Below are 22,814 nucleotides of genomic sequence, written 5' to 3'. Positions count from 1 at the left end.
CAATGGCAATAAAGCAAACGAATAATCCTAAGGTCGATCTTGTTTATCGAAAGAGAAAAAGTGCGGAGGAAATGAAGCACCAAGTTATTACATTTGCATTAATGATATTTTTGACATTAGTAGCATTTGTAGCGGTAGCATACCCGAAAACGTTTAGTCCAATTTTCTCTGTCCCGTTTATTTTACTATTAGCAGTGGTTCAAGTGATTTTTCAATTATACTACTTTATGCATATGAGTCATAAAGGGCATGAAGCAGCAAGTTTCTTTCTCTATTCTGGCTTGCTAATAGGGCTAATTACAATATTAGCTTTTATGACAATTGTATGGATTTAAACAGTAAGACATAGGGGACTTGTGCTATCACAGTCCCCTTATTCACGTTAAGTGAAAGGAGAAAACAGTTTTCAGAAGGTAGGTGTGGAAAATGGATAACTTATGGATATTCGGTTTTCAAGCTTTATGGAGCCCTATATTTATGTTGTTTATGATTTCTATTTTGATTGGGTACTTTTTAATTATTGGGCCGTATAGAGAACGATTTGAAAATGCGACTAAAGTAAGTAAGAAACAGATTTTCTATTTTACAATCGGAATTGTTCTTTTGTATTTTGTAAAAGGGGGGCCAATCGATTTAATAGGACATATTGTATTTAGTGCACATATGTTTGAAATGGCGATTATGTATATTGCAGTACCACCTTTATTACTACTAGGTATACCAGTTTGGTTATATCGTTATATTACTTCTTTTAAGTTTGTTCAAATTATGTTGAAAGTCTTTGCAAAACCACTCATTGCTTTGCTTGTATTTAATGGCTTATTCTCTTTTTATCATTTGCCAGTTGTATTTGATACTGTAAAACAAAGTCAAGTTTTACATCCTATTTGCCTTGCTATTTTGTTTTTTGCAGCAATGATGATGTGGTGGCCGATGCTAAATCCATTACCAGAATATCAAACGTTAAGTGATATAAAGAAACTGGGTTACATGTTTGCTAACGGTATATTATTAACGCCCGCTTGTGCATTAATCATTTTTGCGACTGCCCCGTTATTTGCAACGTATACGGATCCAGCTGCTTGGATGAAAGCGATGGAACTATGTGTACCGGCGGGGACTTTATCAGATTTAAATATAACTGGACCAGAATTTTTGCATTGGATGCCAGTAGTACAAGACCAACAAACTGGCGGTATCATTATGAAAATTGTCCAGGAAATAGTGTACGGTACGATTATTGGCTATGTATTCTTTAGATGGGCACGTAGAGAACGAGAAAAGGATAAAGAGCAGTTGCAACAATTACCACCTTATTTGCAGACGAAATAAATTGAAACTTTAATCAGTGGAGGGCATCCCCCACTGATTATTAGCCTTCACCAATCGGGCGTTTACTGCCCGGTAAATAGAGGGATAAAAAAACGAGTGCATCAGTATGATGCACTCGTTTTTGGTTACTCGATAATTTGAAATGCTTTTAATTCTTTTTCAACATTTTGAAGGAGTTGTTCGCTTTTTTGGAGTACATTCGTTGGGAAAGTCTCATCATCACCATATTCAACTCCATGAGGATAATAATGCTTTCCTAATAAGGGAGGGAGTAGTTTTACTTCAGCGTGTCTGCTGCCGATGTCACCTTCAATAGCGATACCTTGCACTCGCAAATAATAAACGTCCGTTAATATCTCGAATTTATAATCGTATGTAACTCGTTCATAATCCCACTGTCCAGCAAGTACAAAATGGTTATTTTCCATAATTTCAGTTAAAAGTGTTAAATCAACGACTGCCCCGTTAAATTTCGTATTTGTAAATTGCATAGAATACCTCCTTTTTTAATGTTATACCATTATTTTTATAATAGTATGAATAATAAGAAAGTGCAATTCATATTGAGAGAAAAGGGATAATCCAGACTTTTTTCACGAAAATATGATATAGTGAGAAGAGTACGGTACACACAAAAAGGAAAGAAAAGGATTTGTGTATATCTCAATTTTATGTTTTGTGCAGGAGGTATATCGTTTGAAGAAATTATTGCGTATCGTAATGATTACATTTTTAATTTTAGCTGTTGATTTATACGGGAAATTACTCGTTTCACAATATATATTAACCCCATCTCAATCTAAGCAAGAAAATAAAATTGTGAAAAAGAAAAAACAAGTAAACGAAGACTCTTCGGATACGGTTTTAAATATGATGGGTGGGGACTCTGAAAATTTATTAGCAAAATGGGGCGAACCATCCCGAATAGAGCCATCTGCTTACGGATATGAATGGTGGATATATAATCAAGATTTAGCTCAGTATGTTCAATTTGGAGTTTCTGAACGTAAAGTTGTAACAGCGTATGTTGCTGGTGAACAAGTTAAGGTAACACCTTATTATATAAATGAAAAGTATGAAGAAGTATATAAAAAGAATCCGTTCTCACATGAGATCTCATTAAAAAGAGGGAAAAATAGTTATCAATTTGAGTTATCTGATACCGAAGTAATGGAACAACCGTTAATACCTGTAGAAGATGGATGGGCACAATTATATTTTGATCATTTTACACATGAGCTTGTTGGTGTTCGTTATATGGATGATGAAACGTTATTACGTCAAAGACCGTACCAACTTGTGTATTCAGGTGAATTACTAGCAGAGCCCCCGTTGACGCCAGAAAAAATGAAACAAGTAGAGAATGGGAATATGCAACAAATTTTTGATTTAACAAATATTATTCGAAGTCGTCACGAATTGCCGCTTTTAACGTGGGATCAACAAACAGCAGATGTTGCTATTGGTCACAGTAAGGATATGAAAGACAATAATTATTTTTCACATGATTCACCTACATTAGGTACATTAGGAGATCGTTTACAGCGCGGGAAAGTAGGGTTTCAACTTGCTGGTGAGAATATAGCGGCGCAACATAGCGATGGAATTGCGGCGGTACAGGGTTGGCTAAATAGTGAGGGCCATAGAAAAAATTTATTGAATGAACAATTTACTGGATTAGGTGTTGGGGTATATGACAAATTTTATACACAAAACTTTATCCGAAAATAAAGTGAAACCGCAAGCAGTGGGCTTTTATGGATAGTTACTCTCTAGGTTAACTTCTTCGCATTCACTGGATTGTAAGGTGGGTATCATCCCGCAAACAAATAACGGAGTAAAAAGGTGCATGAATCGTCTAAAAATAGGCGAACCATGCGCCTTTTTTTTCTTACAATATAGTAGATACACGTGAAGAGGTGAGGATTATGCCAACAACAAAAGGACCGTTACATCCATCGGTTCAACAGTTTAAAGAGTTTGTAAACCATCACCCTAAAATGGTTCATGAAGTTAGAAATGGTCAAAAAACTTGGCAACAGTTTTACGAAGAATGGTACTTACTTGGTGAAGAAGATCCGATATGGGCAACTTATAGACCTGATGGAGCGCCTGCATTTTCTTCAGTAAAAGAAAACAAAAAAGAAAAAGATAATCGAACTGAAGAGGAAAAAACTGCAGATGTGATGGGGCAAATGCTTTCTTTCTTTAAAAAGCTAGATGTGGAACAAATGCAACATCATTTAGCTAATGTGACAAGTGCAATTGGTAGTGTGCAACAAGTTATTCAACAATTTCAGGGGAAGCGTGAGCAGCAAGAACAAAGTACTTCAGAAAATAATCCATTTTTCTTTCAGAAGGATTAGGGGGAAAGATGATGAGAGCAGAACTTATGGAGTTTATAAAAGCTGATGAGGATTTATCTCGCTATATTAGGGAGCAACCATACTGGTATAGAAAATTAACGCGAAACCCTGAAGAAAAAGAGGCTTTTGAGCTAGCGGCAATGCAGCATTTCAAGAAAACGATACCAGATAAAGTAGAAAAATTTCAAAATCAATTAGCTGTTGCTTCAATTATGATTGATATGTTTCAATATATGAAGCAGCAAAATGCGACATAATTGGAAGGGAAAACTATGTCCGTCATGCAGAACTTTTGTTACAATAGAAGCGGATTATTTAAAAAGGAGTTGCAGCATGACGGAAATTTGTTTAGTACGACATGGACAAACTGATTGGAATTTTCGAGAAATTATTCAGGGGCGTGAAGATATTCCACTTAATGAAGTTGGGAAGAAGCAAGCGATTCAAAGTGCAGCTGCTTTACAGGCGGAAACGTGGGATTTAATTATTAGTAGCCCGTTAATTAGAGCGCAAGAAACAGCTAATGAAATCGCAGAGGCAGCTGGATTACAATCAATTTTATTAGATGAGCGATTTGTTGAACGAAATTTTGGTGAAGCTTCTGGGCAACCGATTGCGACTGTTAGGGAGTTAATTGCAGAAGGTAAAGTAGAAGGTATGGAGCAAGATGAAGAGATTGTAACCCGTTGCTTTGCTGCTTTAAAAGATGTTGCAGCAACTCATTCTGGCAAGCGTATTATCATTGTTGCTCATTCCCATGCGATAAAAGCAATTTTACATGCAATTGAACCAGATGAAATTACGTTTAAGACTCCATTAAAAAATGCATGTATTAGTTATGTGAAAGAAAATAGTGGACAATGGGATGTTCTTAAATATAATATTGCGGAACATATTAATGTATAAGTATATTTGAGATTGTGTAAAATCAGTTAGAGTTATATCTTTCTTTTAAGTAAGGCACTTCAATTAGTAGTTCTATTATAAATGTGGTATGATGAATACTCGGAGGTGTCTCTCATGATTGTAGCGACGCTGGAAAGCGTATTGATATTAGATAAGGCAGAGCAGCTTGCAAAAGCGATCATCTGTTCAGATATAGCAGAAGATTATCGTAAGTGTTATAAAGAATTGCATGAAGATATGGAAGTTCAGGCGTTAATTCAGCAATTTACAGCGATGAAAGAACGATATGAGGAAGTGCAGCGTTTTGGCAAATACCATCCTGACTATACTTTCATTTCAACGAAAATGAGGGAATTAAAGCGTTCTGTAGACTTACATGATAAGATTGCAGCCTTTAAACGAGTGGAAACTGCTTTACAAAAATTATTAGATGAAGTTAGTGTAGCAATCGGCTCTGAGGTGTCTTCTTCCGTTAAAGTTCCAACGGGAAATCCATTTTTTGATGCTGGTGGCTGTGGCGGCGGTTGCGGTACCGGTGGCGGTTGTGGATGCAAAAAAACGGGGTGAGTTACCCCGTTTTTTAGAATATGGAAGAAAACGTATACAGAGTTTGTTCTATAATGTCATAAATTTCTGATTGGGTTTCATAAAATATAAAAATATAAGTTTTTAAAAGGAGAAGATGGAGAATATTATGTTCGGGCAACGACAAAGTATGATTGTTTATTTACATTCATTGAAACATGCCAAGATTTTGAGGAAATATGGTAACATACATTACATATCAAAGCGTTTAAAATATGCAGTTGTATATTGTGATATGGAACAAATTGAGCATATGATGCATAAGTTGAACAAACTTCCTTTTGTGAAAAAGATAGAACAGTCGTACCGCCCGTTTTTAAAAACAGAATTTGAAAATTCTCGTCCAGATCGGGCAAAAGAATACGATTATAGTTAATGCAAAAAATCCCCTGCTACGTTTAGCGGGGGATTTTTTTACTTGAAATAAAGTATTATTTCATTGGAGGAATGAAATTGTTCATTCGTAAAATGCCAATTAGATGATTGAAAAATAGTTCTTTTTCTGGGAAAGTTGTGGATGGTTTTACAGTAAATGTAGTCACTTTTTTTCCTAGTTGTTCTGCCGTTTCTTCGAATAAAACGACACGTTTACTTTTTTTATTTTCAAGCATAGGAATGCCTTCACGACATATGTATAATGGTTGGAAATCACCAGTAGTGGTTGGTTTTAATATTACAACAAGTGAACAAACTTTTTTTTCATTTTTTATCGTTTCGAATTGTAACATATGGGTTATACGTTCTTGATTTGCTTTGGCAATTTCAAGTAATTCATATAAATCAGAGTAGCCTTCTCCGAGTTCTATAAAGCGTTGAATCATATTTTTTCCTCCTCTTTCTTTTACTGTACCATCTCACTTTTTAAATGAAAAGTAGACAAATAAAAAAAAACCCTGCAAAGCAGGGCCCTTCTTATACTAGTATGTACTAGTAAGAAGGCAAAGGGAGAGGAGAAACCGGAGGAAGAACTTATGGGGAAACGTAAGTCTTCTCCGCGGTTGGCAACAACATCGAAGGTGATGTTGTTATAATTATTTATGTCCAATCTAAATGAAGATATACATAACGAAAATAAATTTTATGTTGGGCTTTTTATTTTTCTTTTTTTTATTTTATGATAGGATAAAAAAGATAAAGTGAAACTAATATACATAATGGATTCGTATTAGCGAATGGTGAGATGAATACATAAAAAATGCGAGCGGTTATTTTAAGCCGAATATTCCTATTGTTAGTTAAAAGGTGCATGAAAACCTTTATGGAATAGTATGGTTTGATAGCGGTTACTGAATTGAGAAGGGTTTTCTATAATTGCTCGATAGATTGAAATAAAGGTAGTGACAACAGATGAGAGTAGTTTCAGGTAAATGTAAAGGACATCCACTTAAAGCGGTGCCTGGTAATACAACACGTCCAACGACAGATAAAGTAAAAGAGTCTATTTTTAATATGATAGGTCCGTATTTTGATGGTGGCATTGCCCTTGATTTATTTGGTGGTAGTGGTGGCCTTGGGATTGAGGCTATAAGTAGAGGGATTGATAAAGCGATTTTTGTTGATCGAGATAGTAAAGCAATAAAAGTAATCCATCAAAATTTAGAAAGTTGTAGAATACAGGAACGAGCTGAAGTATATCGGAATGATGCGGAACGTGCGGTAAAGGCGCTTATAAAACGTGAAATATCATTCGATCTTATATTAATTGATCCACCATACAAAGAGCAAAAAATTGTATCTTTAATTAGTGTCATGGATCAACATGGATTGCTACATAGCGATGGATTAATTATGGCAGAGCATGGTAATGATGTAGTTTTACCTGATTCTATAGGGGGGCTTGCCAAAGTGCGGGCTGAGAATTATGGCATTACAGCGATATCGATTTATAAGTATGAAGGTGAGGGGACAGAGTGACAAGTATAGCTATTTCTTCAGGAAGTTTTGATCCAATTACCCTTGGGCATCTGGATATTATTAAAAGGGGAGCAAAAGTATTTGATGAGGTATATGTAGTTGTTTTAAACAATTCATCAAAAAAACCGTTCTTTTCAGTCGAAGAGCGTTTAGAATTAATTCGAGAAGCAACAAAGGATATTCCGAATGTAAAAGTAGATTCGCATAGTGGACTATTGGTAGAGTATGCAAAAATGCGTAATGCAAACGCGATATTACGTGGTTTACGAGCGGTATCTGATTTTGAATACGAGATGCAAATCACTTCTATGAATCGAAAATTAGATGAAAACATTGAAACGTTCTTTATTATGACGAACAACCAATATTCATTTTTAAGCTCAAGTATTGTGAAAGAAGTTGCGAGATATGGAGGAAGTGTAGTAGATCTTGTACCCCCTATTGTAGAGCGCGCTTTAAAAGAAAAGTTTCAAACCCCGTTAAAGTGAACGGGGTTTTTCTTTATTGTTACGAAAAAATAACAAGATAACATATACATATAAACAAAATAATGTGAATATCGGTCCGTATTGTACAAAAGATGTCCAAATTTCATGCAGTATAGAAGAATGATTCGATAAAAATACGGGAATATCTTTTTGCGTAGGTGAGAAAGAATTTACTTTTTCGTAAAACGGTTTCCAAAATATAAAAGTAAAAATGGGAGCGAGAATACTTTGGATAATGCGTGCGAAAAAATATGGCTTAAATCGGATGTCTGTTTCAGCTAATATGCTAGCAACTTGTGCCTGAATAGAAAGGCCGCTAAATGCTAAAATAAAGCTTGTTACCATAGCTTGTTGCAGAAGTGGTGTCTCGTTGATTTGACTAATCATTTGGCTTCCAAGTGTCATTTCAAAAATGCCAGATAATATCGGAATACTAAATTCGGTAGTTAGTTGGAAGAATGATAAAATATGTTGCATAATAAAAGAAAGGGCTGTTGTAATATGAAATACAGTAATCATTTTATTTAAAACAGAGAATAAAATAATAAATCCACCGATCATAAGTAATGTTTGAATAGAAGAAACGATAGCGTCCCCAAGTAATTTTCCTATTGGTCTTTTTTCTTGCATGCGTGTCTGGTGAAGAATTGAAAAAGGGTTTTGAAAAGGACGTTTTTTAGCAGACTGTTTATCATTTGTTTTAGTGGTGTTATTACCGTAAAAACGCATCAATAATCCGACGGCAAAGTTACTTAAATAATGCGAGGTAGCTAATACGATTCCTAATTTCGGATTATTGAAAAAACCGATAGAAACAGCTCCGAAAATAAAAAGTGGATTAGAAGAGTTTGTAAAAGATACGAGGCGCTCTGCTTCGATTTGTGTTAATTGATCGCTTTTGCGCAGTCTAGCGCTTAATTTGGCGCCAGCAGGGAATCCTGAAGCCATTCCCATTGCCCACACAAATCCGCCTATCCCTGGAACGCGAAACAGTGGTCGCATGAGTGGTTCTAATATAACACCGATAAATTTTACAACACCAATACTAATTAGAAGTTCCGCAATGATGAAAAACGGTAATAGAGAAGGGAATACAACTTCCCACCATATATTTAACCCTCGAATGGAAGCTTGCAAAGCAGCTTGGGGGTGGAGTACAAGAGAAAAGGTTAAAAACAGTGTTGATATGGTAAGGAAAGCCGTTTTCCATTTTTCATACATGTAAGTAAATCCCCCTTTGTCCCAAAAAACGTTCATTTCAGTATACGTGGATACGTGGTGAATTTAGACCATAAGTATGAAAAAGGAATGAAAAAAGTTAAAGGGTGAGGAAAATGAAAGAACCGAAAATTGGTTTAGCGCTTGGATCTGGGGGGGCGAAAGGATTTGCTCATATTGGCGTTATAAAAGTTTTAAGGGAAAATGGTATACCGATTCATATGATTGCGGGAAGTAGCATGGGTGCTTTAATCGGTACATTTTATGCAGCTGGCAGTAACGTTGAAAGGCTGTATAAAATGGCGACTGTTTTCAAGAGGAAATATTATTTGGATTTCACGGTTCCAAAAATGGGATTTATTGCTGGAAAACGTGTCAAAGATATGATTAAAATGTTTACATATAATAAAAATTTAGAGGAGTTAGATATCCCGACGGCAGTTGTGGCTACTGACATCTTGAAAGGGGAAAAAGTGGTTTTTACAAGTGGGCCTGTTGCAGATGCAGTGAGGGCTAGCATATCGGTACCTGGGGTATTTGTACCAGAAAAAGTAGATGGGCGATTATTAGTGGATGGCGGAGTTATTGATCGCATTCCAGTATCGGTTGTGAAGGAGTTAGGTGCTGATATTGTGATTGCTGTTGATGTATCTCCAATTAAGGTGAATGGAGAGGTTACGTCTATTTATGATGTGATTATGCAGAGTATTGAAATTATGCAACATGAGCTTGTGATGAATCGGCAAATTGCATCAGATTTAATGATGCGACCAGCTGTGGAACAATTTAGTTCACGTGCTTTTACAAACATTGAAGACATTATTAGAGTCGGAGAAGTAGAAGCGGAAAAACATGTTTCAAATATTTATTTATTAATTGAGCAGTGGAAGGAGAAACATAATGTTTAAGCGTTTTCGTTTTATATATGCAATTTTAATAGGTGTGATATTGGCGATGTTACTTGTTTACGTGCGTTTGCCGTACTATGTAACAAAACCAGGAATGGCTGCAAAATTAGAGCCGTATGTTCAAGTTGAGGGGGGAACAAAAGAATCTGGTGATTTTATGCTTGTAACGGTTTCAATGGGACCGGCAAATGTTGTGAATTTAATAGCAGCGCAGTTTAACAAATATACACATGTATCGAAGGCGGAAGAAGTATTACAAAGAGGCGAGAGCGATGAAGAATATCAATTTCGTCAAAATTATGCAATGAAAGATTCACAAAATGCAGCGATTTACAATGCTTATAAACGTGCAAATCGTTCCGTTTCTTTTGAAAATAAAGGTGTATTAGTAGCCGGAGTGTCGAAGGGGATGCCATCAGAAGGGAAGCTTAAGCTTGGGGATGTCATCGTAGCAGTTGATGGAAAAACATTTGAAAAGACGGAGCAATTTATTGAGTATATGACTGGGAAAAAAGAGGGCGATACAGTAAGTATTGAGTACAAGAGAGATGGAAAGCAACTTAAAGAAAATTTAAATGTTAAGACAATCCCAAATGGGAATGGGCGTGTTGGGATAGGTGTCTCTATTGTAACGGAAAGAGAATTAGTAGTAGATCCGAAAGTGAAAATTGACTCGCACGAAATAGGGGGTCCATCAGCAGGTTTAATGTTTACATTAGAAATATATAATCAACTTGTAGAAGAAGATTTAACGAAAGGACACGAAATTGCTGGAACAGGTACAATCAATGAAAAAGGCGAGATCGGTCCAATTGGTGGTATTCAGCAAAAAGTGGTAGCTGCTAGTGATGCTGGTGCTGAAGTGTTCTTTGCACCGAATGAAAAAGGTGCAGAGAAATCGAATTACCAAGATGCACTGGAGGCTGCGAAAGATATTAAAACAAAAATGAAAATTGTACCAGTTGATACGTTGGATGATGCATTAATGTATTTAGAAAAAATGGGTGATAAAAAATAAACCTCTCTGAAAAGAGAGGTTTTTCTTATAGAAATTTTGCAGTGGTTTCATCATAACGGATTGGATGGTGTGTTGCGTCTTGTTTTAGTAGTTGTGTCCGTAATGGTTCTTGTATGATGGAGAAATAGACAGAATTTGCTTTTCGCTCTATATCTAAAGTGGGATGATTAAAAGTTTTTGTATGAGTAAGGATGGGAAGTTCTATTTTTTTCTTGTTTTTTGACAGGTAAGTTTGTCCTTTTTGTGACATGCCAAGTAGGCGGATATACGGTGCATGTTGTTCTATATTTGCATTATGTATTTCTTCTTTTGTTGTGTTTGTTAAAATGTGTGTGCAAGCTCTTTGTAATCTAGTCCATGTATAACGTTTAGTTTTTAATGCCTCCATGAATGAATAGAAAGAGGAACTGTTTTGTATTTTTGATAAAATGCGATGCTCCAAACCTTCTTCTATTTCATATATATGTCGTAAGTTCTTAGGGGACATCGTCATGAGTTTGTATTTAAAAAATGAAAAATATTGTTCCCAATTGTGTAATATCCCGTAGTTTTGTTTGTAATTTGCTAAAAGTGAAGCGGTTGCTTTTGGGATAAAAGGCTCAATTTCTGTAAATGAACTAATTTCGCTAAAGAGCTGTTTACGAATGCTTGTTGCGCTAGCGATATGTTGGTCAGTAAACGTTTCATCATGATAATGCGAGGCGAATCTTTTTATCGTTTGTGCTTGCATAGAACTATTTTGCGTCAGAATTGCTTTCATGTATTGGAAGCCTAAAATATTATTTGGCTGCGACATGTCTATGTTTTTTTCGGATGGTAAAATATGCAAGAAGGCTTCGGATGTAGCTTTTGCGTAACTATTACCTGTGTTCATATATTTTTTAACAAGTCGATTAAAAGTTTCTTCTTCGTTTTTTTGTACAGAGATGGTATTATAGAAATTTTCAATTAGTCCATCTTCACTACCGAAACAAATTTCAGAAACATGTAAGGCGTTTAAAATGGAAATAGCGCCGTTTGCAAATGTTTCAGCCTTTTGTGTGGCGAAAGCATATGGAAGCTCTACAACAAGGTCTACGCCGCTTTCTAAGGCCATTTTGGTGCGGTACCATTTAGATAGGAGTGCCGGCTCACCACGCTGTAAAAAAGGGCCACTCATAACGGCGATTGTAATATCAGAGTGTGTTAACTTTTTTGTTTGTTGCACATGATAATCATGACCGTTATGAAAAGGGTTATATTCAACAACAATACCACTGGCTTTTATGGTAATCTCTCCTTTCGATGTAGCATCTTTTTGAAAAACATGATACTCTATATAATATTTACTATGATGACTTCATTATAGTGTAAAGAAAAAACATTGACAAATATAAAATGGCTAGCTATAATTTTGTTTGTTGCCTTGAGGTGATATGATATGAAATGGTCCATCCATCAATTGAATAAATTGAGAAATAAAGGATTGACATTGGATGAGATGGTAGATGTAAGTGAGCTAAAAGAGGTCGAGAAAGATATTCGTGAAATTAATCCTGTTCATGTAACAGGAAGAGTTGATTTTGGCTCCGGTAAGTTTACGTTTCATCTACATATAACAGGAAGCATGGTGTTACCATGTTCTCGCTCTTTAGTAGATGTGACATTACCATTTGACATTAAAACAACTGAGGTGTTCCAAACTTCAGAAGAAGATTTTGAAACGGAAGCTGAAATTCATTGTTTAGAAGGAGAAGTACTTGACTTACTGCCCGTAATCAAGGAAAATATACTTTTGGAGATTCCAATGCAAATTTTCAGTGATGATGTTTCTGGTGGAGCACCGACGCAAGGTCAAGACTGGCAAGTGATTTCGGAAGAAAACAAAGAAAAGCCTGTTGATCCAAGGTTGGCAGGACTTGCAAAGTTTTTTGACAAATAATCGGAAGACTGGTTCAGGCCTTCATATGAAAATAACTATTTCTTTTAAGGAGGTGGGAAGAATGGCTGTACCTTTTAGAAGAACTTCTAAAACAGTAAAAAGAAAGCGTCGTACGCATTTCAAATTATCAGTACCTGGTATGGTAGAGTGCCCAAGCTGTGGTGAAGCGAAATTAGCTCACCGTGTATGTAAAGCATGCGGTACTTACAAAGGTAAAGAAGTAATCAGCAAGTAATTGCGGGAAATAAACGTAGAAGATATCTTCTACGTTTATTTTTTTTGTCTAATTCTTTAATTGATGTATTCTATCTTTTCTAGTAACTGCATATGTTTAATAAAAAATGCATAGGGAGGACTAGAGAGATGGCGACAACAAGACAAGATGCTTGGACTGATGATGAAGATTTGCTTCTGGCAGAAGTAGTACTCCGGCATATTCGAGAAGGTGGGACACAGCTTTCTGCCTTTAAAGAAGTGGGAAGACATTTGTCTCGTACACCAGCAGCATGTGGGTTTAGATGGAATTCTTATGTTAGAAAGCAATATAAAGAACGTATTGAAGAAGCGAAGCAACTGCGTAAAGTAGAGAATTATGAAGTGAAAGAGACGAAGGTGTTAGAACCTACGTCAATTACATTGAATGATGTCATCGATTTCTTGCAAAATTATAAAGATGAAAATTCTTTAATGGTGCTGCAACAACAAGTTGAATCGTTACAAACAGAGAGAGAACGTCTTTTGGAGCGATTATCAGTATATGAGGAAGAATATAGAACGTTGCTTGATTATATCGATCAAAAAAGAAGTGTAATGGTTGCGGAAAGAAATAGCGCTCGTTCGAATGGAAAATTAGAGAAGTTAAAGAAATAAAAAAACAGCTGCTATGTAGCTGTTTTTTTATTTTTTATGCGGATTCTTCGTTTGTAACCGCATTCAAATTTGTTTCTGGTTGCCAAACGTAAAAATCACCATCAGGTACTGATACAGGTTGGAAATTTAATTTATCCCAAAAACCAGATGAATGGATACGCGCTATCGTTTTAATTGGGAACTGTAGTTGTTTCGCATAATTTACAAGCATTTGTCCGAATCCTTGTTTTTGGAAAGTCGGTAATACTTCAAGTTTATAGAGTTCTAGGTAAGTACCTGTAATTTCGAATGGTTCCCCGCCGTTCCTTTTCATGTATAGACTCATACGTGCAATTAATGATCCCCCATAATAAATACCATAAAATGGAGATTCACTATCATTTTCAATAATGTTCGCTTGTAATTCTTCTAGCATGGATAGTTCTTGAGCACCGCAACCTTTAAAGTTTTTAAATTCATCTAATGTTTTATAATTGATGAGCAAACGCTCAACTTTTGGGAATCCCATTACATCACATCCTTTTCTTATCTTGTTGAATGCAGAAAAGTAAAAATATTTATAATAATAGTATAACTCATTTTTTGATTTTTATGAAGAATATAGTATATTTCTTTTATTATTTTTTTGAGGATTTGCTAAACTAAGAGAAGGAGCATATTAATAGGTAGTATATACATAGTGAAAGAAGAGGTTGCGTTTATTTGTCAAGAAACAGTGAAATCATTAGGTGTATTAACATGATTTAGAAAGATATAAAAGGGGGGAGGGCAAGAGAACTTATGTAACTTGTTCATATGAGTTCCTTGTGTGAAGATGAAAATTGGGATTGTAGGACCAGGAGCTATTGGTCTATTGTATACGTTTTACTTACAAAAAAATAATCAAGATGTTACGTTGTTTACAAGAACGGCTAAACAGGCAGAGGAATTGAGTGTAACGGGTGTGACTTGTGTTAGGGATGGAGTATGTGAAACAGTATTCCCGTCGGTTTTACCAATAGAAAGTATGCCGCAGCAGAAGTTAGACTTTATATTTATTGCCGTAAAGCAATATCATATAACTGACATACTATCTTTTGTGCAGGGAGAATCATCATTAGTCTTTTTGCAAAATGGAATGTCACATCTTTATGCTATGCAGAAAATAGGGAATGAAAATATAGCTGTTGGAATTGTAGAACATGGTGCGAAAAAAGAAGAGGGGCATACAGTCCATCATACTGGGATAGGTGTTACGAAGTTTGGAGTCGTGCGTGGTCAATCTATACATTTTGAAAAAATATTTAATTGCTTTTCTTTTCCTCATTTTCCGATTCAAATAGAATCTGATTGGAAGGACGTTATGCACAAAAAATTAATAGTTAATGTATGTATTAATCCGTTGACAGCGTTATTACGAGTTCAGAACGGAGAGTTGATTTCTAATCCGTTTTTTTATCAAATGATGGAGCAAGTATTCAGGGAAGTCGTTTTTCTTGTTGAAGAAGAAAAAGAGATTGTATGGCAAATGGTAAGACATGTATGTGAAAGAACGTCTCGTAATACATCATCTATGTTAGCGGACGTGAGGGCGAATAGACAAACGGAAATTAATGCAATTATTGGATATGTATTAGAAGAAGCTAAGAAACAGCAACGACCAGTTCCGACACTACAATTTTTATTCGATGCAATAAAAGGATTAGAAGTAAAAGTATAAGTGTTATTCTTTGCTTTTACTTGAAACATTGACTACAATGTGGATTGGTGAGAGAACAGGATACGAAAGGAAGAATTATATGGAGATAAAAGAAATCTCTGTTCCGCAACAAGGTGTTGTAGCGGACTATATGAACGGTGAAAAAGAGATACAGTCGTGTTTTGATTATATGTTAACAGAAGATGCTTTTAAACAGCGTTTACATGATTTGCGTGAGAGGGAGTTTTTCCGCCAAGATTTAGTAGCGCATTTATTAGAATATAATACAAAATTACAAGCGGGAGAAACTACAATTCAAAATGTAAAAGCGCTTGGGGATGAAAATACATATGTTGTTATAGCTGGACAACAAGCAGGGCTATTAACTGGACCGCTATATACAATTCATAAAATTATTTCAATTTTACAGCTTGCGAAGGAAAAGGAAGAAAGTCTAGGTGTTAAAGTTGTTCCTGTTTTCTGGATTGCGGGTGAAGATCATGATATGGATGAAATTAATCATACTTTTGTAATGAAGAATAAAAACATAAAAAAGACTATTTTTCATGATCGTAATCCGAAAAAGGCGAGTGCTTCAGAGTCGGAACTCTCTGTGGAAGACTGTAGAAAGTGGATTGAAGAGATTTTTAAAACATATCCAGAAACGAATTTTACTAAGGATGTATTACAATTTATTGATGATGCTTTAGGAAAATCGAATACGTATGTAGATTTCTTTGGTTACCTTATTACTAAAATTTTCGCTAGCTCTGGCTTAATTCTTGTTGATTCACATCATCCTGAATTGAGAAAATTAGAAGTGCCGTTTTTTAAGAAAATTATAAGCAAGTATAAGGAAGTGCAAGAGGGGCTTCATAATCAACAGGAAGTAATTAAAGAATTAGGATATAAACCGATTATTGAAACAAAGATTAATGCGGTGCATATATTCATGGAAATTGATAATGAGCGAGTACTACTTGAAGATGATCAAGGGAAGTTTATTGGAAAAGATGGAGCGTATTCCTTTTCTTATGAAGAATTAATTGAAGAGATGGAAAGAAATCCAGAACGTTTTAGTAATAATGTTGTAACACGCCCGCTTATGCAAGAGTATGTATTTCCTACTCTTGCGTTTATTGGAGGTCCGGGAGAATTAGCTTACTGGAGTGAATTGCAACAAGTATTTCATACTGTCGGCTTCCGAATGCCACCTGTCGTTCCACGTATTACAATTACTTATGTGGAGAGGGATATAGCGACAGATGTGGAAGATTTACAATTACAAGAGAGTGATCCATTTTTAAAGAATGTAGATAGGCTGCGTGAAAACTGGTTGTCTAATCGAATAGAGGAACCGATAGATGAGCGATTTGTAGAGGCGAAAAAAGAAATAATGGATATTCACGCATCATTACAGCAGTTTGTGAAGAAAATAGATCCAGGATTAAGTGCATTTGCAGGGAAAAATGAATTGAAGATAAATGAACAAATTGAACTATTGGAAAGAATGCTGAAAAGAAATGTTGAGAAAAAACATGAAGTGGAACTAAATAAATTCCGTCGCATGCAATTTGCACTCCGTCCATTGGGAGCGCCGCAAGAGCGTGTGTGGAATGTATGTTACTATTTAAATCAATTCGGTTTGGATTTCGTTGATCGTGTAATGGAAAAACCGTTTTCTTGGAATGGAAAACATCACGTTATAAAACTATAGAATCTTGCTCTTAGGAGCAGGATTTTATTTTTGTTCTGTTGAATTTACTGTGAAGTGAAATTTTTCTGAATTATCAATTTAAAAAAGGTGAATATCGTAATTATGCAGGATACTTAAATATATGACAAAATAGCACAAAATGTAAACGTATTATTATCTTTTTCGACAGTTTTTTATTTAAATTCCCGCAAAAGATGATAAAATTTAGTATATAATAAAAGAAAATAGCGATTTGTATAGTACGCTGCCTTTGTAGGCAAGTTAAATGAGTCGTTCTTTAGTAGTATCTCGTTCTCTAATCGTGGAATATGCGTGTAGAGGAAGGGATGCATTCAACATAATTAATTGGAAAAAGAGTAGGTGCAACAATGTTTAAACACGTAACAGTACTTTTGAAAGAAACGGTAGACGGCTTAGATATAAAGCCAGGTGGTACATATGTAGATTGTACACTGGGGGGAGGAGGACATAGTTCTTATCTATTATCCCAATTAACTGATGGCGGAAAATTAATAGCGTTTGATCAAGATGAGATAGCGATTCAAAATGCGAAAGAAAAATTTTCTTCATACGGTGAGCAGTTTGTAACAGTAAAGAGTAATTTCCGTTATTTATCTGAAAAACTACAGGAATTAGGTATAACAGAAGTAGATGGTATTTTATTCGATTTAGGTGTTTCATCTCCACAATTAGACACACCAGAGCGTGGCTTTAGTTACCATCATGATGCGCCGTTAGATATGCGGATGGATCAAGATGCCCCATTAACAGCATATGATGTTGTAAACAGCTGGTCATATGAACAACTCGTAAGAATTTTCTTCCAGTATGGTGAAGAGAAATTTTCAAAACAAATAGCAAGGAAAATTGAAGCGTATCGTGAGAATAAAGCTATTGAAACAACCGGGGAGTTAGTAGAACTAATTAAAGAAGGTATTCCGGCTCCTGCTCGTAGAACTGGTGGACATCCTGCGAAACGTGTGTTCCAGGCGATTCGTATTGCTGTAAATGATGAATTGAAAGTGTTTGAAGAGGCTTTGGAATCTGCGATTGGCATGGTCAAGCCAGGTGGAAGAATCAGTGTTATAACATTCCATTCTTTAGAAGACCGTATTTGTAAAACAACGTTTAAGCGAAATAGTACAACGCCACAATTGCCGCCAGGATTACCAATTATTCCTGAGGAATTCAAACCAAAATTAAAGCTTATTACAAGAAAACCGATTTTACCTTCTGATATAGAGCTAGAAGAAAATAATCGAGCGCGTTCTGCGAAGTTGAGGATCGCTGAAAAACGATAAAAAGGGGAGAGAGGTATGAGTAACTTAGCTGTAAAGTACAAACAACAAGTGCAAGAAGAGGTCCAGATTCAAACACCCCCACAGCAGATGGTTAAGCCAAATGCTAAAGCGAAAATTACAAGAATCGAAAAACTGTTGTATGTAGCGTTTATTGGCTTTTTATTGTATGCCTGTGTAGCGTTTATTGGAAATAAAGCAGGGCTTTATCAAGTGAATGTAGAAGCGGCGACAATAGAAGAAAAAATTGTGAATCAGCAAAAAGAAAATCAAGAGTTACAGGCTGAAGTAGAGAAGTTAAGTCGCTATGAACGAATCGCTGAAGTTGCAAAAAAACATGGGCTAGAAATTAATGCGAATAATGTGAAAGGCCTCAAATAAGGCAATAGGTGTGAAGGAAAGATGAAGAGTAATATGACTAAATTTCATACCAATAAGGGAGCAGGTTATTTTATGATAGTATTCCTCCTGCTCTTTTTGCTGTTATTGGCCCGATTTTTTTACATACAAGCGACAGGAACGGTGCATAATCAGGATTTGAATACACTTGCTAAACAAAAACATAGCAAAACAGGAGTCCTCGAAGCGAATCGAGGAACAATTTATGATCAAAACGGTCATGTGTTAGCGCAAGACGCAAACTCGTATAAACTTGTGGCGGAATTAAAAGGTGCTAATCCTGTTAAGGATAAAGAGGATACCGCGAAGAAAATTGCAGATGTACTCGGAAAAGGCGAAGATAAGATTTTAGATACGTTAAATAAAGAAGGCAGAAGTCAAGTTGAATTTGGAAATTTAGGTAAGGGCTTGACGAAAGAACAGAAAGAACAAATTGAAGCATTGAAGTTGCCAGGGATATCTTTTATTACAGAAAATGCAAGAGTATATCCAAACGGTGATTTCGCATCTTATGTCATAGGTCATGCGAGACCTGATGACAATGGAATTGCTACAGGTCAATTTGGTTTAGAAAAGAGTTTGGATAAGTATTTAGGTGCTGCTAATGGAGAAGTTGCTTATACAGGCGATCGTAAGGGTGTATCTCTTGACGGTGGAAAAGTGAATGTAAAGGCACCTAAAAATGGAGATAATGTATATTTAACGCTTGACCAACGTATTCAAAGTTATTTAGAAGACGCAATGAAAGAAGCGAGTAAACATTATGAACCAGAAAGCTTAATAGGAATTGTTGCGGATCCAAAAACAGGGAAAATATTAGGAATGTCTAGTAAACCTAGTTATGATCCGAACCAAGAGAATAATAAATATTTTTATAATGATGCAATTGCGAATGCATTTGAACCTGGATCAACAATGAAGATTTTCACATTAGCGGCCGCTATTAATGAAGGTGTGTACAACGGACAAGATTATTATCAATCTGGTACATATCAAGTCGGTAATCAAAAAATAAAAGATCATAATGGTGGTGCTGGTTGGGGCTCTATCACATTTGATGAAGGGGTAGAGCGCTCTTCAAACGTAGCGTTTGCTATTTTAGGTGATCAAAAACTTGGTCCGGAGCGTTTCCGTAAATATATCCATGCTTTCGGATTAGATGAAAAAACGAATATTGATTTACCTGGTGAAGGTTCAAATACAATTTTATTCGATCAGCAAATACAGCAAGTAACAACGGCATTTGGACAAGGTTCTACTGTAACGCCAATTCAACTTGTACAAGCTGCAACAGCTATTGCAAATGACGGAAAAATGATGAAGCCTTATACAATTGATAAAATTGTAGATCCGATAACAGAGAAAGTAAAATTAGAACATAAACCAGAAGAAGTAGGAAAGCCTGTTACAAAAGAAACAGCAGCGCAAGTAAGACAGTTATTAGAACGCGTTGTTACATCACCTAAAGGAACAGGGACTGCTTATAAAATTGATGGGTATTCAGTTGGTGGTAAAACTGGGACGGCGCAAATTCCGGATGGAAAAGGTGGATATATGACAGGAAGAGAGAATTATATATTCTCATTCTTAGGTATGGCACCGACGGACGACCCACAACTTGTTGTGTACGTAGCTGTTAAACAGCCGAAGTTAAAAGATGATGAAAATGGCGCGCAGCCTTTAGCTGATATCTTTAAATATGTAACAAAAAATAGTTTAGAGTATTTAAAGATTAAGCCGACTGAAGTGAAAGATCCGAAAAAATATTTGAAAGAGCAACAAACATCGGTTCCAGATGTAACTGGTAAAACGATGGCAGAAGCAGGGAAAGCAATTGATAAAGCAAAACTCCGTCCAATCGTATTAGGTGAAGGAAAGGTACAGCAACAAGTGCCAAAAGCGACGGAACAAACATTAAAAGGAGATCGGGTCTTCTTAGTGGGAGATAAGCCTACAATGCCAAATATACAAGGATGGGCATTGCGTGATGTTATGAATTTAGCAAAAACATTACAGCTTAACTTAAAGCCTACTGGCACTGGATATGTAACCGAACAAAGTGTAGCAGAAGGAACGTTATTGCAACCAGGTACAGAACTAGGTGTTACTCTCGTACCGCCACTCGAACCGCAACAAGAAGCGGAAAAACCGTAATGGTAAGAAGCGAAAAGTTCTAATTGAATAAGTACAAGCATATATTGGAACAAGCTAGGCGTAAAGGAGGCTTGTTCCAATATGCGTGTATCAAATGTAACGGTTAGAAAACGACTTATTTTTATACTCATATCAGGTATACTTATTTTCACTATCATCGATATTCGTCTTGGATATGTGCAATTTTTTCTTGGAAATATGTTAACGGATCGTGCGAAGGATTCATGGAGTCGTAATATTACTTTTGAACCTGAACGAGGGAAGATTTTAGACCGAAATGGTGTGGAACTTGCCACGAATAAAAGTGCCCCAACTGTCTTTGTTGTACCGAGGCAAATTGAAAAACCAGCAGAGACTGCAGAGAAACTAGCTGCAGTATTAGGTGTGGGAAAAGATGAGATTTATAAGAGAATTACCAAAAAAGAATCGATTGTAAGGTTAGATAAAGGCGGACGGAAAATATCACATGATAAAGCGAAAGAGGTAAGAGGATTAAGTTTGAAAGGCGTGTATATTGCAGAGGATTCGATCCGGTACTATCCATTTGGTAACTTTTTATCACACGTATTAGGGTTTGCAGGTAGTGATAATCAAGGTCTTATGGGATTAGAAAAATATTATGATAAAGAGCTAAATGGTGATGAAGGTCATGTGCGTTTTTTTGCAGATGCAAAAGGGCAAAGGATGCCGAATGTTGGCGATGATTTCAAAAAACCAGAAGCTGGTTTGAATTTAGGCTTAACAATTGATGCACGTATTAATAGAATTATGGAAAGAGAAATGAATATTGCAGAGTCAACGTATAATCCAGATGGTATGATTGCAATTGCAATGAATCCGAAAAATGGTGAAATTTTAGGTATGTCAAGCCGGCCAAGTTTTGATCCAGCAGATTTTCAAAGTGTTTCTCCCGAGGTCTATAATAGAAACTTACCTGTATGGAGTACGTATGAGCCTGGTTCAACATTTAAGATCATTACGTTAGCTGCCGCTTTGAATGAAAATTTAGTAGACTTAGAGAAAGATACGTTTTATGATGATGGAGCAGCTGAAGTTGGTGGGGCTAGATTGAAGTGTTGGAAAGCAGGAGGTCATGGTAGCCAAACGTTTTTAGAAGTAGTTCAAAACTCATGTAACCCAGGATTTATTGAACTGGGTGATCGTCTTGGCAAAGACCGATTGTTTAAATATATTCGGAATTTTGGATTTGGACAGAAAACAGGCATTGATTTGCAAGGCGAAGGTAGCGGGATTTTATTTAATTTAGATAAAGTCGGTCCAGTCGAGCAAGCAACGACTTCGTTCGGTCAAGGTGTTTCTGTTACACCAATACAGCAAGTAGCAGCAGTAGCAGCGGCTGTAAATGGCGGAACGTTGTATCAACCGTATATAGCTAAGGAATTTATCGATCCAAAAAATAATCAAGTTGTCAGTAAAAAGACACCTGTCGAGAAAAGGAAAGTTATTTCCAAGGAAACTTCAGAAAAAGTTCGTTATGCATTAGAGAATGTTGTAGCGAAAGGGTCTGGTAAAGGTGCATATATTGATGGATATCGTGTAGGGGGAAAAACAGGTACTGCCCAAAAGGTAAAAGATGGTAAATATTTGGAGAATAATTATATAGTATCTTTTATCGGTTTTGCTCCAGCGGATGATCCAGAAATTGTTGTTTATGTTGCTGTTGATAATCCGAAAGGTGTCACGCAATTTGGTGGAGTAGTAGCTGCTCCGATTGTTGGGAATATTCTTCGGGATGCACTTCCTGTTATGGGAGTGAAACCGAGAAAAGAACAAGTGGAGAAAGAATATAAATGGGGCGATACACCAACTGTAGAAGTTCCAAATTTAATTGGTATGAAAAAGAAAGATTTGCAGACACAACTTGTCGATTTGAAGCTTGATATAAGTGGTGATGGAGAGAAAGTAATTAAACAATCACCAGAAGCTGGAGCTAAAGTCAAAGAGGGATCGAAAATTAGAATTTACTTCGGGAATTAAAGGTAACATAGTATGTTTTATGGTACAATTGGTGGAAGTGAGTT

The 22,814-nt window shown here is 36.1% G+C and carries 26 protein-coding genes; 21 read left to right on the top strand and 5 right to left on the bottom strand.

The genetic code is table 11. The annotated features are described in order from the left end of the window. Positions 1–2: 2 nt before the first annotated feature. Both ctaF and ctaG read left to right on the top strand, forming a co-directional pair. On the top strand, positions 3–335 hold the full coding sequence (ctaF, locus tag COE49_RS22255; RefSeq protein WP_000985700.1) for a cytochrome c oxidase subunit IVB: 333 nt from the start codon (positions 3–5) through the stop codon (positions 333–335). A gap of 91 nt (positions 336–426) precedes the next feature. Then, positions 427–1,332 carry a cytochrome c oxidase assembly factor CtaG gene (gene ctaG / locus COE49_RS22250; RefSeq protein ID WP_088230201.1) on the top strand — a complete coding sequence of 302 codons (906 nt, stop codon included), beginning with the start codon at positions 427–429 and terminating at the stop codon, positions 1,330–1,332. Positions 1,333–1,457: 125 nt separating this feature from the next. Here the strand turns inward: ctaG and COE49_RS22245 are convergent, their stop codons facing one another. After that, positions 1,458–1,823 (bottom strand): YugN family protein, encoded by a 366-nt coding sequence (locus tag COE49_RS22245; protein ID WP_088230200.1) that lies wholly within the window; start codon positions 1,821–1,823, stop codon positions 1,458–1,460. Positions 1,824–2,028: 205 nt separating this feature from the next. Here COE49_RS22245 and COE49_RS22240 point away from each other — a divergent pair, with 205 nt between their 5' ends. The 6 genes from COE49_RS22240 to COE49_RS22215 all read left to right on the top strand — a co-directional run bounded on the left by COE49_RS22240 (position 2,029) and on the right by COE49_RS22215 (position 5,565). After that, positions 2,029–3,063: a CAP domain-containing protein gene (locus tag COE49_RS22240; protein ID WP_088230199.1), complete on the top strand. Its 1,035-nt coding sequence runs from the start codon at positions 2,029–2,031 to the stop codon at positions 3,061–3,063. Between the two features lie 197 nt (positions 3,064–3,260). Next, the gene (gene ylbD / locus COE49_RS22235; protein ID WP_088230198.1) at positions 3,261–3,698 is read left to right on the top strand and encodes a YlbD family protein; all 438 of its coding nucleotides are present in this window, start codon (positions 3,261–3,263) and stop codon (positions 3,696–3,698) included. 11 nt (positions 3,699–3,709) lie between these two features. After that, the gene (locus tag COE49_RS22230) at positions 3,710–3,955 is read left to right on the top strand and encodes a YlbE-like family protein (RefSeq protein WP_088230197.1); all 246 of its coding nucleotides are present in this window, start codon (positions 3,710–3,712) and stop codon (positions 3,953–3,955) included. A 76-nt stretch (positions 3,956–4,031) separates the two neighbouring features. Next, positions 4,032–4,604: a histidine phosphatase family protein gene (locus tag COE49_RS22225; protein ID WP_088230196.1), complete on the top strand. Its 573-nt coding sequence runs from the start codon at positions 4,032–4,034 to the stop codon at positions 4,602–4,604. Positions 4,605–4,718: 114 nt separating this feature from the next. Continuing rightward, positions 4,719–5,171, top strand: a complete 453-nt coding sequence (locus COE49_RS22220; RefSeq protein ID WP_088230195.1) for a YlbF/YmcA family competence regulator — start codon at positions 4,719–4,721, stop codon at positions 5,169–5,171. 127 nt (positions 5,172–5,298) lie between these two features. After that, the gene (locus COE49_RS22215; RefSeq protein ID WP_002093356.1) at positions 5,299–5,565 is read left to right on the top strand and encodes a YlbG family protein; all 267 of its coding nucleotides are present in this window, start codon (positions 5,299–5,301) and stop codon (positions 5,563–5,565) included. Between the two features lie 55 nt (positions 5,566–5,620). Here COE49_RS22215 and COE49_RS22210 read toward each other — a convergent pair whose 3' ends face one another. Then, on the bottom strand, positions 5,621–6,010 hold the full coding sequence (locus COE49_RS22210) for a DUF7147 family protein (protein WP_088230194.1): 390 nt from the start codon (positions 6,008–6,010) through the stop codon (positions 5,621–5,623). A gap of 526 nt (positions 6,011–6,536) precedes the next feature. On the opposite strand from COE49_RS22210, the gene rsmD reads away from it, so the two are divergent. Together rsmD and coaD are read left to right on the top strand one after the other, a co-directional pair. Next, positions 6,537–7,103, top strand: a complete 567-nt coding sequence (rsmD, locus tag COE49_RS22205; protein WP_088230193.1) for a 16S rRNA (guanine(966)-N(2))-methyltransferase RsmD — start codon at positions 6,537–6,539, stop codon at positions 7,101–7,103. Beyond that, positions 7,100–7,591: a pantetheine-phosphate adenylyltransferase gene (gene coaD, locus COE49_RS22200; RefSeq protein ID WP_000200601.1), complete on the top strand. Its 492-nt coding sequence runs from the start codon at positions 7,100–7,102 to the stop codon at positions 7,589–7,591. Before rsmD ends, coaD begins: the two co-directional genes overlap by 4 nt. Here coaD and ylbJ read toward each other — a convergent pair. Continuing rightward, complete coding sequence (gene ylbJ, locus COE49_RS22195) at positions 7,583–8,812, bottom strand: sporulation integral membrane protein YlbJ (RefSeq protein WP_098946104.1); 1,230 nt, start codon at positions 8,810–8,812, stop codon at positions 7,583–7,585. The genes coaD and ylbJ overlap by 9 nt on opposite strands. 113 nt (positions 8,813–8,925) lie before the next feature. On the opposite strand from ylbJ, the gene COE49_RS22190 reads away from it, so the two are divergent. Both COE49_RS22190 and COE49_RS22185 read left to right on the top strand, forming a co-directional pair. Beyond that, positions 8,926–9,717 carry a patatin-like phospholipase family protein gene (locus tag COE49_RS22190; protein ID WP_088230191.1) on the top strand — a complete coding sequence of 264 codons (792 nt, stop codon included), beginning with the start codon at positions 8,926–8,928 and terminating at the stop codon, positions 9,715–9,717. After that, positions 9,710–10,735, top strand: coding sequence for a SepM family pheromone-processing serine protease (locus tag COE49_RS22185; protein ID WP_088230190.1), 1,026 nt, complete (start codon positions 9,710–9,712; stop codon positions 10,733–10,735). The genes COE49_RS22190 and COE49_RS22185 overlap by 8 nt, the downstream gene beginning before the upstream one ends. 25 nt (positions 10,736–10,760) lie before the next feature. Here COE49_RS22185 and COE49_RS22180 read toward each other — a convergent pair whose 3' ends face one another. After that, entirely contained in the window at positions 10,761–12,002 is a 1,242-nt protein-coding gene (locus COE49_RS22180; protein WP_348520483.1) for a nucleotidyltransferase, read from the bottom strand. Positions 12,003–12,155: 153 nt separating this feature from the next. Here COE49_RS22180 and COE49_RS22175 point away from each other — a divergent pair, with 153 nt between their 5' ends. The 3 genes from COE49_RS22175 (at position 12,156) to COE49_RS22165 (ending at position 13,526) form a co-directional block, all read left to right on the top strand. After that, the gene (locus COE49_RS22175) at positions 12,156–12,656 is read left to right on the top strand and encodes a YceD family protein (protein ID WP_088230188.1); all 501 of its coding nucleotides are present in this window, start codon (positions 12,156–12,158) and stop codon (positions 12,654–12,656) included. Positions 12,657–12,717: 61 nt separating this feature from the next. Then, on the top strand, positions 12,718–12,891 hold the full coding sequence (gene rpmF / locus COE49_RS22170) for a 50S ribosomal protein L32 (RefSeq protein ID WP_001984764.1): 174 nt from the start codon (positions 12,718–12,720) through the stop codon (positions 12,889–12,891). Between the two features lie 128 nt (positions 12,892–13,019). Beyond that, the gene (locus COE49_RS22165; protein WP_088230187.1) at positions 13,020–13,526 is read left to right on the top strand and encodes an RsfA family transcriptional regulator; all 507 of its coding nucleotides are present in this window, start codon (positions 13,020–13,022) and stop codon (positions 13,524–13,526) included. A gap of 34 nt (positions 13,527–13,560) precedes the next feature. Here COE49_RS22165 and COE49_RS22160 read toward each other — a convergent pair whose 3' ends face one another. Continuing rightward, a complete protein-coding gene (locus COE49_RS22160; RefSeq protein ID WP_088230186.1) occupies positions 13,561–14,034 on the bottom strand; it encodes an N-acetyltransferase in 474 nt (157 codons plus the stop codon). Between the two features lie 300 nt (positions 14,035–14,334). Here COE49_RS22160 and panE point away from each other — a divergent pair, with 300 nt between their 5' ends. The 6 genes from panE to COE49_RS22130 all read left to right on the top strand — a co-directional run bounded on the left by panE (position 14,335) and on the right by COE49_RS22130 (position 22,770). Beyond that, positions 14,335–15,225 (top strand): 2-dehydropantoate 2-reductase, encoded by an 891-nt coding sequence (panE, locus tag COE49_RS22155; protein ID WP_088230185.1) that lies wholly within the window; start codon positions 14,335–14,337, stop codon positions 15,223–15,225. A 79-nt stretch (positions 15,226–15,304) separates the two neighbouring features. Then, positions 15,305–16,921: a bacillithiol biosynthesis cysteine-adding enzyme BshC gene (bshC, locus tag COE49_RS22150; RefSeq protein ID WP_088230184.1), complete on the top strand. Its 1,617-nt coding sequence runs from the start codon at positions 15,305–15,307 to the stop codon at positions 16,919–16,921. A gap of 368 nt (positions 16,922–17,289) precedes the next feature. Further along, positions 17,290–18,222 (top strand): 16S rRNA (cytosine(1402)-N(4))-methyltransferase RsmH, encoded by a 933-nt coding sequence (gene rsmH, locus COE49_RS22145; RefSeq protein ID WP_088230183.1) that lies wholly within the window; start codon positions 17,290–17,292, stop codon positions 18,220–18,222. Positions 18,223–18,237: 15 nt separating this feature from the next. Further along, positions 18,238–18,600, top strand: a complete 363-nt coding sequence (ftsL, locus tag COE49_RS22140; protein ID WP_088230182.1) for a cell division protein FtsL — start codon at positions 18,238–18,240, stop codon at positions 18,598–18,600. Positions 18,601–18,621: 21 nt separating this feature from the next. Further along, positions 18,622–20,772: a penicillin-binding protein gene (locus COE49_RS22135; protein ID WP_088230181.1), complete on the top strand. Its 2,151-nt coding sequence runs from the start codon at positions 18,622–18,624 to the stop codon at positions 20,770–20,772. An 81-nt stretch (positions 20,773–20,853) separates the two neighbouring features. Then, on the top strand, positions 20,854–22,770 hold the full coding sequence (locus COE49_RS22130; protein WP_088230180.1) for a stage V sporulation protein D: 1,917 nt from the start codon (positions 20,854–20,856) through the stop codon (positions 22,768–22,770). Positions 22,771–22,814 lie beyond the last annotated feature (44 nt).

Origin of the sequence: Bacillus sp. AFS029637, from assembly GCF_002584985.1 — a bacterium.
GTDB lineage: Bacteria > Bacillota > Bacilli > Bacillales > Bacillaceae_G > Bacillus_A.
This window is presented reverse-complemented; position numbering and strand designations above follow the sequence as displayed.

Excerpts from the sequence above, each read along its gene's own strand:
- ctaF (WP_000985700.1), top strand. The coding sequence starts at position 3 with ATGGCAATAAAGCAAACGAATAATCCTAAGGTCGATCTTGTTTATCGA.
- ctaG (WP_088230201.1), top strand. The coding sequence starts at position 427 with ATGGATAACTTATGGATATTCGGTTTTCAAGCTTTATGGAGCCCTATA.
- COE49_RS22245 (WP_088230200.1), bottom strand. The coding sequence starts at position 1,823 with ATGCAATTTACAAATACGAAATTTAACGGGGCAGTCGTTGATTTAACA.
- ylbD (WP_088230198.1), top strand. The coding sequence starts at position 3,261 with ATGCCAACAACAAAAGGACCGTTACATCCATCGGTTCAACAGTTTAAA.
- COE49_RS22230 (WP_088230197.1), top strand. The coding sequence starts at position 3,710 with ATGAGAGCAGAACTTATGGAGTTTATAAAAGCTGATGAGGATTTATCT.
- COE49_RS22225 (WP_088230196.1), top strand. The coding sequence starts at position 4,032 with ATGACGGAAATTTGTTTAGTACGACATGGACAAACTGATTGGAATTTT.
- COE49_RS22220 (WP_088230195.1), top strand. The coding sequence starts at position 4,719 with ATGATTGTAGCGACGCTGGAAAGCGTATTGATATTAGATAAGGCAGAG.
- COE49_RS22215 (WP_002093356.1), top strand. The coding sequence starts at position 5,299 with ATGTTCGGGCAACGACAAAGTATGATTGTTTATTTACATTCATTGAAA.
- COE49_RS22210 (WP_088230194.1), bottom strand. The coding sequence starts at position 6,010 with ATGATTCAACGCTTTATAGAACTCGGAGAAGGCTACTCTGATTTATAT.
- rsmD (WP_088230193.1), top strand. The coding sequence starts at position 6,537 with ATGAGAGTAGTTTCAGGTAAATGTAAAGGACATCCACTTAAAGCGGTG.
- ylbJ (WP_098946104.1), bottom strand. The coding sequence starts at position 8,812 with ATGTATGAAAAATGGAAAACGGCTTTCCTTACCATATCAACACTGTTT.
- COE49_RS22190 (WP_088230191.1), top strand. The coding sequence starts at position 8,926 with ATGAAAGAACCGAAAATTGGTTTAGCGCTTGGATCTGGGGGGGCGAAA.
- COE49_RS22185 (WP_088230190.1), top strand. The coding sequence starts at position 9,710 with ATGTTTAAGCGTTTTCGTTTTATATATGCAATTTTAATAGGTGTGATA.
- COE49_RS22175 (WP_088230188.1), top strand. The coding sequence starts at position 12,156 with ATGAAATGGTCCATCCATCAATTGAATAAATTGAGAAATAAAGGATTG.
- rpmF (WP_001984764.1), top strand. The coding sequence starts at position 12,718 with ATGGCTGTACCTTTTAGAAGAACTTCTAAAACAGTAAAAAGAAAGCGT.
- COE49_RS22165 (WP_088230187.1), top strand. The coding sequence starts at position 13,020 with ATGGCGACAACAAGACAAGATGCTTGGACTGATGATGAAGATTTGCTT.
- COE49_RS22160 (WP_088230186.1), bottom strand. The coding sequence starts at position 14,034 with ATGGGATTCCCAAAAGTTGAGCGTTTGCTCATCAATTATAAAACATTA.
- bshC (WP_088230184.1), top strand. The coding sequence starts at position 15,305 with ATGGAGATAAAAGAAATCTCTGTTCCGCAACAAGGTGTTGTAGCGGAC.
- rsmH (WP_088230183.1), top strand. The coding sequence starts at position 17,290 with ATGTTTAAACACGTAACAGTACTTTTGAAAGAAACGGTAGACGGCTTA.
- ftsL (WP_088230182.1), top strand. The coding sequence starts at position 18,238 with ATGAGTAACTTAGCTGTAAAGTACAAACAACAAGTGCAAGAAGAGGTC.
- COE49_RS22135 (WP_088230181.1), top strand. The coding sequence starts at position 18,622 with ATGAAGAGTAATATGACTAAATTTCATACCAATAAGGGAGCAGGTTAT.
- COE49_RS22130 (WP_088230180.1), top strand. The coding sequence starts at position 20,854 with ATGCGTGTATCAAATGTAACGGTTAGAAAACGACTTATTTTTATACTC.